The organism is Nocardia amamiensis NBRC 102102, assembly GCF_001612745.1.
Lineage (GTDB): Bacteria > Actinomycetota > Actinomycetes > Mycobacteriales > Mycobacteriaceae > Nocardia > Nocardia amamiensis.
This window is the reverse complement of the sequence record NZ_BDBA01000002.1, coordinates 25,697-40,310: the sequence shown is the minus strand read 5'-3', so window position 1 is coordinate 40,310 and position 14,614 is coordinate 25,697. Positions and strand designations below refer to the sequence as shown.

General features: G+C 66.9%; 14 protein-coding genes and 1 pseudogene. 6 read left to right on the top strand and 9 right to left on the bottom strand.

Features of this window, described 5'->3' with window-relative positions; translation table 11 throughout:
• Positions 1-21: 21 nt before the first annotated feature.
• Positions 22-1,449 (top strand): MFS transporter, encoded by a 1,428-nt coding sequence (locus tag NA4_RS00435; protein WP_067462067.1) that lies wholly within the window; start codon positions 22-24, stop codon positions 1,447-1,449.
• 48 nt (positions 1,450-1,497) lie between these two features.
• On the opposite strand, the gene NA4_RS00430 is transcribed toward NA4_RS00435, so the two are convergent.
• Positions 1,498-2,451 carry an alpha/beta hydrolase gene (locus tag NA4_RS00430; protein ID WP_307188559.1) on the bottom strand — a complete coding sequence of 318 codons (954 nt, stop codon included), beginning with the start codon at positions 2,449-2,451 and terminating at the stop codon, positions 1,498-1,500.
• A gap of 461 nt (positions 2,452-2,912) precedes the next feature.
• Between NA4_RS00430 and NA4_RS00420 the strand changes: the two genes are divergently transcribed.
• On the top strand, positions 2,913-4,631 hold the full coding sequence (locus NA4_RS00420) for a beta strand repeat-containing protein (RefSeq protein ID WP_084496667.1): 1,719 nt from the start codon (positions 2,913-2,915) through the stop codon (positions 4,629-4,631).
• Between the two features lie 121 nt (positions 4,632-4,752).
• Here NA4_RS00420 and NA4_RS00415 read toward each other — a convergent pair whose 3' ends face one another.
• From NA4_RS00415 to NA4_RS00390, 6 genes are all read right to left on the bottom strand, one after another.
• Positions 4,753-5,670, bottom strand: a complete 918-nt coding sequence (locus NA4_RS00415) for an alpha/beta hydrolase (protein WP_067462053.1) — start codon at positions 5,668-5,670, stop codon at positions 4,753-4,755.
• A 247-nt stretch (positions 5,671-5,917) separates the two neighbouring features.
• Complete coding sequence (locus tag NA4_RS00410; protein ID WP_067462050.1) at positions 5,918-6,319, bottom strand: DUF6463 family protein; 402 nt, start codon at positions 6,317-6,319, stop codon at positions 5,918-5,920.
• Complete coding sequence (locus NA4_RS00405; RefSeq protein ID WP_067462047.1) at positions 6,319-6,864, bottom strand: TetR/AcrR family transcriptional regulator; 546 nt, start codon at positions 6,862-6,864, stop codon at positions 6,319-6,321. The genes NA4_RS00410 and NA4_RS00405 overlap by 1 nt, the downstream gene beginning before the upstream one ends.
• A 252-nt stretch (positions 6,865-7,116) precedes the next feature.
• The gene (locus NA4_RS00400; RefSeq protein WP_084496635.1) at positions 7,117-7,641 is read right to left on the bottom strand and encodes a DoxX family protein; all 525 of its coding nucleotides are present in this window, start codon (positions 7,639-7,641) and stop codon (positions 7,117-7,119) included.
• Entirely contained in the window at positions 7,638-8,084 is a 447-nt protein-coding gene (locus NA4_RS00395; RefSeq protein WP_067462033.1) for an ABA4-like family protein, read from the bottom strand. The genes NA4_RS00400 and NA4_RS00395 overlap by 4 nt, the downstream gene beginning before the upstream one ends.
• Positions 8,081-9,043, bottom strand: coding sequence for a hypothetical protein (locus NA4_RS00390; RefSeq protein WP_245671011.1), 963 nt, complete (start codon positions 9,041-9,043; stop codon positions 8,081-8,083). The genes NA4_RS00395 and NA4_RS00390 overlap by 4 nt, the downstream gene beginning before the upstream one ends.
• Positions 9,044-9,153: 110 nt before the next feature.
• Here NA4_RS00390 and NA4_RS00385 point away from each other — a divergent pair, with 110 nt between their 5' ends.
• From NA4_RS00385 to NA4_RS43185, 4 genes and pseudogenes are all read left to right on the top strand, one after another.
• Positions 9,154-9,813, top strand: coding sequence for a MerR family transcriptional regulator (locus tag NA4_RS00385; RefSeq protein ID WP_067462030.1), 660 nt, complete (start codon positions 9,154-9,156; stop codon positions 9,811-9,813).
• 57 nt (positions 9,814-9,870) lie between these two features.
• A complete protein-coding gene (locus NA4_RS00380) occupies positions 9,871-10,437 on the top strand; it encodes a type 1 glutamine amidotransferase domain-containing protein (protein ID WP_067462027.1) in 567 nt (188 codons plus the stop codon).
• 189 nt (positions 10,438-10,626) lie between these two features.
• Positions 10,627-11,091, top strand: coding sequence for a PaaI family thioesterase (locus NA4_RS00375; protein ID WP_067462243.1), 465 nt, complete (start codon positions 10,627-10,629; stop codon positions 11,089-11,091).
• 859 nt (positions 11,092-11,950) lie between these two features.
• Positions 11,951-12,277: pseudogene (locus tag NA4_RS43185) on the top strand (transglycosylase family protein); the annotation flags it as partial.
• 165 nt (positions 12,278-12,442) lie between these two features.
• On the opposite strand, the gene NA4_RS00365 reads toward NA4_RS43185, so the two are convergent.
• Together NA4_RS00365 and NA4_RS00360 are read right to left on the bottom strand one after the other, a co-directional pair.
• Positions 12,443-13,126 (bottom strand): class I SAM-dependent methyltransferase, encoded by a 684-nt coding sequence (locus NA4_RS00365; protein WP_067462021.1) that lies wholly within the window; start codon positions 13,124-13,126, stop codon positions 12,443-12,445.
• Positions 13,127-13,178: 52 nt separating this feature from the next.
• A complete protein-coding gene (locus tag NA4_RS00360; protein ID WP_067462018.1) occupies positions 13,179-14,426 on the bottom strand; it encodes a PucR family transcriptional regulator in 1,248 nt (415 codons plus the stop codon).
• Positions 14,427-14,614: the final 188 nt, after the last annotated feature.

Sequence of the window (14,614 nt, the reverse complement as noted above, 5' to 3'; positions counted from 1 at the left end):
GCTCTAGTGAAAGGGGTAATAATGGGTGAGAGAGGGCGGTTGCGACTGCTGCTGATCACCGTTGTCGAGCTGGTGATCTTCTTGGACACCACCGTGTTGAACGTGGCGCTGCCCGAGATCGGCAGGTACTTCGACCTGGGTGAAGCGGGACTGGGGTGGGTGACCAACGCCTATCTCCTCGCCTTCGGCGGGTTCATGCTGTTGGGTGGCCGGGCCGCCGACCTGTACGGTCCGCGTCGGATGTTCGGCATCGGGTTGGCGGTCTTCACCGTCGCCTCCGCGCTGGCCGGATTCGCGACAACGGCGTGGCTGCTGATCGCCGCCCGGGCCCTGCAGGGTGTCGGTGCGGCCGTGGTGATTCCGGCACAGCTGGCCCTGCTGACGGCGGCGTTCACCGAACCCGCCGCGCGGCGCCGGGCATTCGGCGTGTGGAGTGCGATGGGCGCGGCGGGTGCGGCGATCGGTACCGCAGTGGGCGGACCGCTGACCGATGCCTTCGGCTGGCCGTCGATCTTCCTGATCAACCTGCCGGTCGGTGTGCTCGCTTTGGCGTTGCTCCGCTCGCTGCCCGCGGATCCGCCCGCCACGGAACGGTCCGACGGGCGGCTCGACGTGCCCGGCGCCCTCACCGGAACGGCCGCGCTGCTGATCATCGGATACGCGATCGGCGCGTGGGGCGATCCCGGCACCCGCGTTCTGGCCTCGGCTCTGCTCGGAGTCGGTGTCGCCCTCTTCGCCGCCTTCCTGGTCATCGAGATACGCAGCCCGCACCCGCTGATGCCGCTGCGGCTGTTCGCAATTCGGCAAGTGACTGGCTCCTCGGCGGTGAACGCGCTCGTCGGCGCGGCGCATGTGCCCGCGTTCGCGCTGCTCGCGCTGTACCTGCAGAACACCCAGGGCTACAGTCCAACATCGTCAGGGTTGGCGGTGCTGCCGGTCGCGGTGGTCAACATCGCCGTCTCCCGCACGCTGATCCCGTTCGCGCTGGCGCAGATCGGTCCGCGCGGTGTGCTGGCTGCCGGAATGGCGTTGCAGGCCGCGGCATTGGCCTGGTTCGCCAGGCTGCCCGAGCACGCCTCGTACGTCACCGATGTGCTGCCCGCGGCCATCGTGTTCGGCATCGGGCTACCCGCCGCCTTCGTCGGTGTCACGGTCCCGGCCGTCACCGCGGTGGACGAGGCCGATCGCGGTATTGCCGCGGGCGTGGTCAACACCGCACAGCGCGTCGGATCGGGGATCGGTGTGACCGCCGTGCTCCTGCTCGCCCAAACCGTGACCGAAAGGTCAACGGGCAGTGGTTCCTTCGTCGACGGTATCCGAGCGGGGTTCGCCGCTGCGTCTGGGTTGGCGCTGCTCGGTTGCCTGCTCACGGTCCTGGTGCTGCGTGTTCCGCGCACCGATTCCGCTGCGGCACAGGACAGCGAGGCGGCGCCATCCATCCAGCGCTGACGGCAGGAGCCGTGCTGCGCCGTCCCGAGGTTCGCCTAGCAGCGCATTTCACGCACCGAGCGCGCGGGCCAGATGTGGCCAGGAATCGTGCAGGTCCGCCTCGAACTGGCCCCAGGTGTGCGCGCCCTCCGGCCGGTTGACATGGATCGCGGGTAGGCCGAGGTCGGCGAGGCGGTCCGCGAAGGCCGCCGTGCACGAGCTCGCGATCGCCTCGATCAGCGGCAACGGCAGCCCGCCTCGATCGATCTCGCCGGGAGTGCCGGAGGCGGCGGACAAATAGATGGTCTTCCCGGCGAGAGCGGACGCATTGGCGAACGCGTCGTGCACCCGCCAGATCGCCTCGCCGGGTGCTCCCCACATGTTCGCCGGATTACCGCCACCCCGAATCACCTGCGCGCTGACCATCGCGATGCCGGCGGCGTCGGCGGCCCAGGGGCACCCGCTATAGGCGGCCACGGCGCGGTACGTATCGGGCGCTTGGATCGCGAGGTCGATCGCGGAGGCCGCGCTCATCGAGACCCCCGCGACCGCGTTTCGTCCGGTGGTGGCGAGCTCGTGGTCCAGGGTTGCCGGAAGCTCGCGAGTGAAATAGGTCTGCCACCGGTTACGGCCGACCGCTGGGTCGTCGGCGAGCCAGTCGGTGTACATGCTGTAGGCGCCTCCGACCGGCATCACCACGTTGACATGCTTGTCGGCGAAGAACTCTCGGACGTCCGTGTCATCCCACCACGAGATCCCGTCGACACCACCGCCGATGCCGGTGAGCAGGTACAGAGTCGGCGCAGGGCCCTCGCCCGCGGCCCGGATCACCCGATGGGTGACCACACGATCCATCGCGGGCGAGTAGACATCGATCTGCGATACGGAGCCGCCGAGGGGAGCTTCACCGACCACGTGGGCCCGTGCGGGGGTGGCCTCGGCAGGGCTGACGGAGAACACGGACGCCGCGAAAGCGGTCGACAGCGCGCTGAGGAGCGCGCCCAAATACTGTGAAGCACTCACGATTCCGTTGTACCCATCCGTCGGCGGTGCACTCCTGACGACGGATCGCGCACGCATGCGGCCAGAGGCCGAAGCGAACGTGGAAGGCGCACGGGGGCAATATGTTCGCAGTCGATATGCGCAGGCGTGCGCCGCTAGCGTGGGCTCATCGAAAATGTCGGCCAGCTCGAAGAGCAAGGAACTCCCTCGCGTGCAACGGATTCTGTCTGCGGCCTGTCCTACTTTCATAGATGTGGCAGGGAACCGGCTATAAAATTTGTCAGCGAACCTTGCCCACGAGAAGTGAGACTTGAACACGCTGCGATTGTGTACGCGCAGTAGCAAATCCGAAAACGGACAAAATCGGAGCGGCGCATCCATTGCCCCTGTGCTGGTCTGGGGCGGTTAATGGTGTAGAGCCGGGCCACCGAAAGGTCGCGCACCTCCCGGTGCAGTGGAACCAGCAACAAGGAGGCAGCGCCATGCCTACTATCACTTCTCTCTCTCCAACCTCGGGGCCAGCTTCCGGGGGCAATAGTGTGGTTATCAGCGGTAGCGGGTTCACCGGACCCACTACAGTCCGGTTCGGTACGACCGCGACTACCTTTACGTTGGATTCCCCTTCGCAGATAACGGCGATCGCACCGCCGGGGACGGGGACGGTGCAGGTCACCGTCTCCAACATCGGGGGAACGAGTAATGGGTTTCCCTATACCTACGCTCAGGTTCCTTCGTTGACCTCGCTCAGCCCCACCGGAGGACCGGCCGCGGGTGGGACACCGGTGATCATCACCGGTTCGGGCCTGTCCGGAGCTACCGCCGTGAGTTTCGGTGCCACACCGGCGACTTCGTTCACGGTGGTGTCGAACACGCAGGTCACGGCGGTCGCTCCGCCCGGTGCGGGCACGGTACAGGTGACGGTCACTACGCCGTCGGGTTCGAGTAACGGTCTTTCGTTCACCTATGTGGGGGTTCCCGTGATTGCTTCGATCAGTCCGAGTTCGGGTCCGGTGACCGGTGGGGTCCTGGTGACCTTGACCGGCACGGGGTTCACCGGTGCTACCGCCGTGAATTTCGGCGCCACTCCAGCGACCTTCTATGGCGTGTTGTCCGATACGTTGATCGTTGCGATCGCTCCTGCGGGAACGGGGACGGTGCCGGTCACGGTGACGACCTCGGCCGGTACGAGCGCCGGGGTTTCGTTCACGTACCTGCCGGCTCCCACGCTGACGTCGATCAACCCGACTTCCGGTCCGGTGACCGGAGGGACCACGGTCATCTTGACCGGCACGGGATTCACCGGCGCCACTGCGGTGTTCTTCGGAATCCTTCCGGCGACGTCGTTCACGGTCAACTCGCCTACGCAGATCACGGCGGTCTCTCCAGTGGGGATCGGTTCCGTGCCGGTCACCGTCACCGGCCCGGGCGGCACGAGCAACGGGATCTCCTTCTCTTACGTGTTGCCGCCGATCCTGTTCTTCTTGAATCCGCTGGTGGGGCCGCAAGCCGGGGGCACTACGGTGACTCTCACCGGCGTGGGCCTGTCCGCCACGACCGCAGTCAATTTCGGTGCCACGCCGGCGACTTCGTTCACCGTCGTGTCGGATTCGCAGGTCACGGCGGTCGCCCCGCCCGGGACGGGTACCGTGCAGGTGACCGTCACCACCCCGTCGGGTTCGAGTAACGGGTTGCCGTTCACGTATGTGGGGATTCCCGCGATTGTGTCGATCAGTCCGAGTTCGGGTCCGGTGACCGGCGGGGTCCTGGTGACCTTGACCGGCACGGGGTTCACCGGCACTACCGCCGTGAATTTCGGCGCCACTCCGGCGACGTTCTTCATCGCGTTGTCCAACACCTCGATCATCGCGCTCGCTCCTGCGGGAACGGGGACGGTGCCGGTCACGGTGACGACCTCGGCTGGTACGAGTGCCGGGGTTTCGTTCACGTATGCGCCCGCTCCGACCGTGACGTCGATCAGCCCGGCTACGGGTCCGGTGACCGGAGGAACCACCGTGACGCTGACCGGCAACGGATTCACGGGTGCCACTGCGGTGTTCTTCGGAATCCTTCCGGCGACGTCGTTCACGGTCAACTCGGCTACGCAGATCACCGCGGTCACGCCGGTGGGCCTCGGTACGGTGCCCGTCACGGTCGTCACCCCAGGTGGCATCGCTACCGGGGTTTCCTTCACCTACAGCTGACGGGATTGCCCGCACCGGCCTGGCTCTGAGCGAGGCCATGTGTGAGCACCGAAGGGACCGACTCGGATTCGCGAGCCGGTCCCTTCGGCCGCGCTGGTCGTTCCGGCAGGGATGTACACACTCAGTCGACGATGGTCCGGTCGACCCGCAAGGCCTGATCGAGGAATTCGAGGACGGTTTCGGTGTAGGTGCGCGGTTCGGTCTTCAGTCCGGCCAAATGTTCGACGCCGGGCAGCATGCGGGCGCGGAAGCGCGGGTAGCGCTCGGCGAAGGATCGGACCGAGTCAGGGGAGATGATCCGGTCGTCGCCACCTGAGACGAGCAGGGCGGGAACGCGTTCGAGGGCTGGCGTCGGCTCCGGAGGCCAGTCGACGCCCAGCATGAGCATCGCGGTGGCGCTCATCGAGGCGGCCGTGACCTTTCCGGCGGGCCCCGCCGAGAAGAGGTCCGGCAGCGGCAACGCGCCGGCGCGGAGAAAGCTCTCGAAGATCTCGCGTCCGTCGTCACCGGGGCCGCTGTCGCAGACGATGGCGTCCACCGAGAACCCTTGTCGGGTCAGGGCGTTCACCGAAGGGAAGGTCGAGAACGAAAACCCGTACAACGCGATCTTGGCCGAATGATAGGTCGGCGATGCACGCAGTGCCGACACCACGGAAACGATGTCGGTGGTGAAATGCTCACCAACCCGCCGGAACCGGCGATCGGCGCTGCTGGCGCCATGGTTGCGATGGTCGAACAGGCACACGGTGTGCCCGGCCTCGTGCAAGAACTTCGCGTGGGCGAGTGACGCCGACTTGCTGAGCCCCACGCCGTGACCGAGCACCACGACCCGGTCGGCATCGCCCTCGCACAGCCACAGGTGGATGTGCTTGCCCGGCGCGAACTCGACTGTCCGTTCGGTCGCGTTCAGCCCGAAATCCTCCGGAGACCGATGGTGTTTGCGCCGCGGCGGGTGATACATGCGGAAGGCGAGCAGGGCACCGAGGAGAGCGCCCGCCGGGGCTGCCGCAAGCGATAACGCCCTGCGCGGCAATGGCATCGCCGACCTACCCGGATCGGTCGCCGTGCTCTCTTTCGTCGCTGATGGATTCATTGCTCCGGTCTTTCGTGTCGTTCGGATCAGGGCAGGGTCATCGAGCTTTCGTCATGGCGGAGAGGCCGCCGTGCACCTACCCCGTGACGTGCGGCGAATGACGCCGTGGGGATACAGGGTCGGTGAAGTTGCTGTGCGCGGCGAGATATCGCCAGGCCGAGTTCGGAACAGTTGCGGTGGAAGAGAACCTGGATCAGGTCGCGTGCTGCCGACCGGTGACCGAGCGGCGCGCGGCCCCCAGTGCCACCACCCCGATACCCAGGATCAGCCATCCGCCGGTGACGGGAAAGTAGATGACAGTCAAGGGAATTCCGATCGCGATCAGATGCCAGCCGACGTGGCCGGGAACGCGACCGGTAGCCGACAGCGCATCACGGGTGAGCGTGCCGATGGACAACAGCGCGATTCCGCACATCATGAACCACACGCTGGCGTCGCGTGCGAAGTAGTCAGGGTCGTCGGTATCGACCGCCGTCGCCAAGAATCCTTCGCCCGCGATGCCCGCCCAATCGTTGGGCTGCACGAAAGCCCACACGAAATGGATGGCGGCCGTCGCGAAAATCAGCCGTGGTACCCAGGGACCGAGTGCAGGCATCACTTCTCCTTCTTCGTCGCCAGTCGCCTGACGAAGGCGTAGATCTCGGCGATGTCCTGCGGCGGCAGCGGCGGGATCACCTGCTGCGCCCCGATCAGCGCCAGGTAGTACAGGCGCGCCAAAAGCTCTGTCTCGTCGCCGAATTCGCCGATATCGCGCAACAGGGCCGCGACGTAGTCGACGCGCCGCTGGTCCACGCGCTCGTGGAGTCGGTAGACCTCGGGATCCTGCATCGCCCAGGCACGCATCGCGATCTCCACCGCGCGCTCCGCTTCGTGATCCGCGAGGATGCGATTGCGCAAGCGAGCCAGCCGGTCGTGCGCGGGGGCGTCGCCCTCTTCCGCCTCGGCGATGTAGCGTCCGGTGAACTCGGTCTCGAAATGCTCGAGCAGGGCGGTCTTGTATCCCGACATGCCCCGGAAGTGGTGGTAGAACGACCCTTTCGTCAGCCCGAGGTCGGCGCACAGACGATCGACGGTCAGGGCGCGCGCCCCGTCTTCGGCCAGCACCGCGAAACCTGCGTCGAGCCAATCCCGCTTGGCCATCGGAACCTCCTCTGCCACCGATGTCCATACCATACCGTATGGGATGTCCAGGTGGGTGTGCGGTCTGTCACCGCTGGCTTGGCGACAGGCCGGCGTTCGAGGACTCCGCACGGCTGTTGCCCGTGCTGCGGGGGCTCCGGAATCGAGGCGCGCGGTCGACTTTCATGGCTTCCGGCCGTTGACGAGTACGACGGACCGAAAGCACCGAGACCCGCTGAGCGGGCCTCGGTGCGGTCTTGCGCCTGCGTGTTGTCAGGTGGTCACGTGGTTTCTTGCGATTTTCGTGCGACCTCGTCGCGGAAACCGCAGCACTCCGGCTGCCCACAGGGCGACGCCGATGTACACCACCTGCTCGGGGATCCGCACCCACAGCGGTGTCGCGGGTGCGCCGTTGAACGGCACGTCGGACACGGCGGCGTAGACATTGGCGGGCAGCATCACGACGAACAGCGCAACCAGCCCGACCCCGGCGGGGCGGCGGGTCTTGGTGCGGAACAGTCCCAGCGCGCCGAGCAGTTCCAAGACCCCGGTCAGATAGATCATCAGGCTGGGGAGCGGCACGAACGGCGGCACCATGGGGATGAAGTCCGCGTGCGTGGGCGCAGGGGAGTCCGCGAATGCCTCAGGAAGGAAATGCGTGGTCCCGGTCATGATCAGCATCACGCCGAGGGCGAAGGCGGCGCAAGTGGGCCAGTTGGTGAACCGGCGAGCGCCGAGTGCGCCCGCCGCGCGCAGCACGAGCAGCGTGGTCAGTAGAACGAGCAGGGTTTCCATCATGCCTCCATGGGGACGGACCGGTTGGGCGCCGGAGCTTTGGTGAGCTGGATGAGCAGGTAGAGCAGGACGCCGATCGGCGCGAACAGGATGGTGAGCACCAGCAGGGGGCTGATCAGTAGTGGCGGCAGACCGCGAGTGCGGCTGTCGAGGAAGATCCATCGCCCGAGGAACAGATCGAATCCCACGAAGTGTGCCCAGGCCGCCGCCGCGCCCGGGCCGTCGCCCAGGATGTCTTGCAGCCCGGGCAGATTCGGGTTGACCAGGACACTGGCGAACGGACCGAACTCGGGGACGACCAGTGCCGCGTAGATGATCAGCGGTGGCAGGCAGATGAGCGGTGACGCGACCACGGCGCTGGTCCGCTCCCATCTCGGCGCCAGGATCATCAGCGCCCAGAACGGTGCGGCGAACCAGAAGGTGAGGTCGAAAAGAAGGTTCGTCATCGGCTGGTCCCTACCGGGACGCGTTCCGCAACTACCGGCTTCGGCCGCAGTACCGCAGCCGTCGAACCCGCGGCGGCAACGATGATCACACCGAAGGCCACCAGCGTCGCCGCATCGGGATGCACCACCGACTGCCCCCGCAACGCCTGCCAGGTAAGCGCGGCCAGCACGGCGCCGTAGGCGGCCGCCGCGATCTTGACGAGCGTTCTTCTGGTCTCTACTGATCGCAGTGCCGGAATCCGTCGCGCCGCCAGTTCTATCGCTAGCAGAACCAGGGGAATCACCTGCAACGCGTGCATTCCGATGAAATGCGGTATCCGCAGATCGCCTCCGGCGGTACTCCAGCCGAGAATCGGCAACCCTGGTCCGCCATCGGAGAGTCCGACGGTGTGGGCCCCGCTGATCGAGCTGCCCGCGTCCCGCTGTTCCGGCGTTTCCCGAAGCATCAAGAAGCCCAGCGCCGCGCCTGCGAGCGCCAGCACGGTGCCGCACCGGATCGCCGCATTACGCGCGTGGTCGGCCGTCGGATTGACGAACAGCACGATCGAGACGACCAGCGTGGCGATCCAGACCACCACGATCGACGAGCCCATCGCCGACCAGAGCGCCGCGTTCAACGGCGTCGTGAAATTGAAGTGACTGGTGGTGCCCCGCACGATCTGGGTCACGATGACGACCAACTCCAGCGCGAGGCCGAGCGCGGCGATGGTGCCCGCCCACCACGCGATCCGGCGCCAGCGGGTGAGCTGCGCGATCAACCATGCCCAGGTGACGGCGTAGATCAGCACGGATAGGGCGAACTTGGCGGATTTGGCCCAGATCGGCAGCCCGGTGAGGGTGCGATCGTCGAGCACCGTGCCCGCGATCGACCAGACGACGAGCAACGCCATCGCGACGGCCAGCAGCATCAGCGGGCGATGCCAGGACAGAGCGGGATAGCGCTGGAAGAGGGCGGTCACGAGTCTCAGCCTTTCGGAACTTATACTATCGATAGTTGTACTATCAGTACAGATTATGGATAGCTGTACTCTCCACTGTCAATACGTGTGACCGAGACCGAGGAAGTCTGATGCGGATCGCCGAACTCAGCCGCGTCTGCGGCGTTTCTCCCGCGACGATCAAGTACTACGTGCGTGAGGGGCTGTTACCTTCGGGCCTGCGAACCCATCGCAACCAGGCGGAATACGGCGACGACCACGTCAGCCGCCTGCGGCTGATCCGGGCGCTGCTCGATATCGGTGGCCTGTCCATCGAGGCGGCCAAGGAATTGCTCGCGGTGCTCGACAGCGGCAGCCTGTCCACGCGCGCCTTACTCGGCCGCGTGCAGTACGCGCTGGGCGGGCGCAGGTCGCCGGTTGGTGACGAGCAGCGGGAGGCGGCCGCCCGAGACGTCGCCGCCCTGCTCGACCGGCGAGGCTGGCGGATCCACGAAGACAGCCCCGCACGCGGCACCCTCGTCGACGTGTGCGCCGCGTTGCGCCTGCTCGGCCACGTTGACGTGGTCGAGGCGATGGACGCCTACGCGGGTGCCAGCGAAGTCATCGCCGCCACCGACATGGCCTTGGTCGGCAACGAACGCGGCCTCGAGCGGATGGCCGAAACCGCGATCGTCGGAACGATCCTCGGCGACACCCTGCTCGTGGCGCTGCGCCGCCTGGCGCAGGAACATCTCTCCGAGACGCTGTTGCCGCCAGGCGCCGCCACGTCTTCCGCGTCCGGCGAGGTTTAGCCGGGGCCTCGAGCGGCATGTCCGAATCGGGACCATTTCCGATCAAAGGAGTCGCTCATGACCGATCAGCTCGACGGCACGAGGGTCCTGATCATCACCTCGAACATGGGGGTGGAGCGAGACGAACTGCTGGTGCCGCGCGATGAGTTACGCGAGCGAGGCGCGCGGGTCACCCACGCCGCGCCCAAGCGCGAACAGGTGCAGACGTTCCGGCACGACGTGGACAAAGACGCGGTCGTGCAACCGGACTCGTCGCTGCACGAGGTCTCCGTCGACGACTTCGACGTGCTCGTGGTGCCCGGCGGCACGGTGAACACCGACCGGCTGCGCGTCACCGACCGGGCGGTCGAGCTGGCCAAGGAGTTCGCGAGCGCGGGTAAGACGATCGCCGCGATCTGTCACGGCCCCTGGCTGCTCGTGAATGCAGACCTGGTTCGCGGCAAGACGCTGACCTCGTACTTCTCCTTGCGCGCCGATCTCGTCAACGCCGGCGGCGCGTGGGTCGACGAACCGGCGGTCCGCTCCGCCGAGGACGGTTGGACGCTGCTCACCTCGCGCAATCCGGGCGACCTGCCCGATTTCGTCACCGCCATCACCCGGGAACTGGTTCCCGCCTCGCGCTGAGGTGACGAGACCGACGGGGCGCGCACCTCGGTGGTCGCGCCGACCTGTTCCGGTAGCGCGTGTTGGCAGTATGCCAATACTCTGTCGACGCGGCCGCCGAGCGCCTACGCTTCGCTGAGGTCCACCGAGGTGGCCGTGGCAGAGACAACGAGGTGCTGGCCACCTCCGGGTGAAGGGATGGTCGCGCGGATGAGCGACGTCGATACTCCTCCGTTCAAGGACATCGTCAACGGGGCATTGGAATTCACCATCCCGATCGCGCACAAGATGGGCGTCCAGGCAGTCGAGGTGCGACGCGGTTTCGCGGCGACCTCGGTGCCCGCCGAAGGCAACGGCAACCATTTCGGCGCGATGTACGCGGGCGCGCTGTTCGCCGTCGCGGAGATTCTCGGCGGCGCGATCGCCGTCGCCACCTTCGATAATGCGGCGTTCTATCCGCTGGTGAAAGACCTGCACATCTTCTTCCGCAAGCCGGCCAAGACCGACGTCCGCGCGGAGGCGACGCTGGCGGAGGACGAGATCGCGCGCATCACCGCCGAGGCCACCGCGAACGGCAAAGCCGACTTCACTTTGCGGGCGGTGGTCACCGACGCCGACGGCGTGGTGGTCGCGGAGACCGAGGGGCTCTATCAGTTGCGGGCGCACGGGAAGTAGCCCGCGCCGACGCCGTCGAGAGGGTCGCTGCCAGTCCGGTCGACACACGACGTGGCTGGTTGTGCCCGCACCGTGGCGCAGGCTGCGGTAGGAGGTCGCCCGGCGGTGTGTACCCGAAGCGGCGGCGCAGATAACGAGTCGAACCTCCGGTGACTCCAGCGCTGACCGGCGAGGTTGCGTCGGCTGCGGTGGTGTTCACGGGCCGTCCCCCGGGACCGCCGCGCAGGTAACGGCCGCGCAGGTAATGATCGAACGTCAGGCGGCGGGGACGTCCGCGCTGACCAGCGGGGTTGCGCAGGCTGCAGTGGTGGTCACGGGGCCGTCGCCCGGACCGCCCCTAGGTAACGAACCGAACGTCAGGCACCGGTGAGCCCGCGCTGACCAGCAAGATGGCGCGGTTGCTACGCGTGGTCACAGGGCCATCCCGGACTCGGCGGTAGAGATAACGAATCGAACCTTCGAGTGCTGGTGACCCAGCGCGAGCTCATGCGCCGAACGGCGACGCGGCCTACCCGCGGCGTTCCGACCTGCGGAAATGCGACCCGTTTCACGATTTAACCGTGATCTCCATCACATAACTGACTGATAACAGCCAATCCGTATCGGCGTGTTTCCCGCAATCGACCAGCGGGAATGGCTATTAGTCTCGACCAGTGGTTCACGCTATTCGGACGTTATCTGCACGTGATCTGTCGCGACTTCTCCGCTAACGTCGGTCACGGCTCGGAGCAACACCGAGATCGAGCTCGAATCGCTGAACGCCGGAAACCCTGTCCCGCGGTTCGAGCATCCCCGACATCACCTGGGGACAGGGACGCGGCGAACTTCGCCGAGTCGGTGGGCGCAGGCGGGAATCCACATGTCGCAAAACCGTAAATTCACCACTCGTGTCCTCGGCTTCACCGCGGCTCTCGGCGCCCTCGCCGCCGTTCCGTTCGGACTGTCCACCGCCACCGCGTCGGCCCACAACTGGGATGCTGTCGCGCAGTGCGAGAGCAGTGGCAACTGGAGCACCGACACCGGTAACGGTTTCTCCGGTGGTCTGCAGTTCACCCAGAGCACCTGGGAGGCCAATGGTGGCTCCGGCCGCCCGTCCAACGCGAGCAAGGCTGAGCAGATCCGCGTCGCGGAGAACGTGCTCGCCACCCAGGGCCCGGGCGCTTGGCCCGTGTGCGGCGCCTACCTCTGATGCGTGATCCGGCGCCTACCGTGCAATGCGGTAGGCGCCGGGCTATTTCATAGCGACATTGCTGATCGCCATATTCACGCGGTGCGTCCGCAATTCGCAATTCAAATTATCGAGCCGAATCCGGATACCGAGATGGATACCGGCAGCGTGAAGCGCGGCCGCTCAGGGGGCTGTCAGCCGCAGCATCGAGGTGGACCCGCGCTGGAACTCGAAGTCGACCGGCGTGACGTCCGATCGAATTCCCGCGGCGGACAAGGCGTCCCGAAGACGGGCGAGCAGGTCGTCCAGCCGCTCGCCCGCGTGGTCGACCAGCGGGAACACCCGGACCTCGCGGCGGGCTAGCCGCACCAGTTCACGCAGCGCCGCCAGGTGGAAGTCGAAGTCCAGCCGGTCGGCGTAGGTGAACAGCAGATGTGAGCTCAGCACCAGGTCGAACGCATGGTCGGGAAAGTCGGCGGGCAGCACGCCGAACCGGTAGCGCCCTGGGTTGGCAACCAGATCCTCGGCGAACAGCCGCGCCGCGGTTCGCCGCAACCGCCGATGGCCTTCCGGATCGCCGTAGAACGTCCAGACGAAACGGTGGGCGGAGGCGGTCGTCCACGCCGCGTTGCGGTCCAATTCGGCGGACGCCAGCGCGGCCAGCTCCGCGGCGGGCATGCGGTAGACGGGATCGACCGCGACCACCTCGGCGCCGAGTGCGGCCGTTTCCGCCGCGAAGCTCGCGGCTCCGCCGGGACAGTCGAGAATTCGTCCCCGCAGGTCGGCGTCGGTGAGCGCGAACATGGCGCGGTATTCGCTCAGCGACCGTCCGGTCAGCAAGTACCGCCCAACAGACTCGTCCTCCATGCGGACGGACGGTATCGACGCCGGATCCGATATGCGAGTGAGTTTCCGCGCGCTAACTCTGGCCGGAGCCGGTCGACTGGCCCGGATACAGGCGCTGGATCGTCAGCGCGGCGGCCAGCAACCGCGAGTCGCGCGGATCGGTGGGATCGACGCCGGTGAGTTCGGCGACGCGGCGCAGGCGGTAGCTGAAGGTGTTGGGATGCACGTGGATCTCGGCGGCGGCGGCCTTGCGGTCGGAGCCGTGGCGCAGGTGCGCGTCGAGCGCTTCGATCAGGTGCGGGCTGTCCAGGATCGGCGCGATGCGCTCGGCAAGCCGGGCGCGGGCAGTGCCCGGTCTGGTGAGCTGGTATTCCAGCAGCAGATCGTCGAGCTGGTACACACCCGCGGGCCTGCCGAGCAGCCGGGCGAGTTCGGCGAGGTCGGTGGCTTCCTTCGCGGTCTGCGGAATGGCGGGCATCGGCACGGAGGGATATTCGGCGAGGAACACCGGCACGCCGAACTGTTCGGTCAGCTCCGCGGCCAGCCGCGCGTAGCGAGTGTCGTCGAGCTCGGCCTCGGGGGCGCTGGGTAGCAACGCGATACCCGTCCAGCCGTCGAAGGTGGCCAGCGTCGTCGTGCCTGCGAGGGCGTCCAGCGCGCGGTGCAGGATGCGGATGCGGCGGCGGCCGACGAGCGTCGCGACGGTGCTCGGCTGGTCGTCGTGCCGGACGTGGATCGCGAGCACGGTGTAGTGCTCGGCCAGGGTGGTGTCCGCTCGTGCCGCCAGTTCCGAGGCGGGCAGCCCGTGCAGCAGCGCCGAGCACAGCGCGCGCCGCGCTTCCCGCTCGGCGTTGTAGATGGACTGCTCGACCTCGGTGTAGGTCTCCACGACGGTGATGTTGATCTGCATCAGCAGATCGAGCAGGCGGCTGCCGATGAGCACGAGGTCGTCGAGCTCCTCGCGGGAGGCCACGGCCGCGGCCTCTTGCAGCACCGACTGCGCGGAACCGTGAATGGCCTCGATCAGGATGGGCAGCGGAAACCGGTCCTCGGCATGCCGCTCGGCCACCGGGGCGACGAACGTCGCGACCTCGGTCTTGGTGAAGCTGCGCTGTTCGCCGATCGCCTGGAGCACCGCGCGGCCGCAGGCGTAGATGGCGGGCAGCACCTCGGCGGTGAAATGTCCCTCCGGCATATCGGCGGCCGGCGGGGTGGTGCCGAGCCCCGCGGCGAACATTCGCTCGGCGATTTGCGGCCAGCGGGTGAGCAGCCGGGCAACCAAAGGGGCATCACCGGTAACCGGGGACAACGCGACGGACATGGGCCGATTGTTTCCGACCACAGAACCCGCGGCAAGGTTCTGCGGGGCAGCCCCCGAATTTTGGCTCCGGCACCAATTTCCGGTCGGAATCTTCTCCTCGCGGTGCAGTGACACCGCGCCGGGCCTCGCCATAGATTCGGACCGCGGCTCGTGAATATGGTCTCGATCACATCGCCGGGCGAATGTGG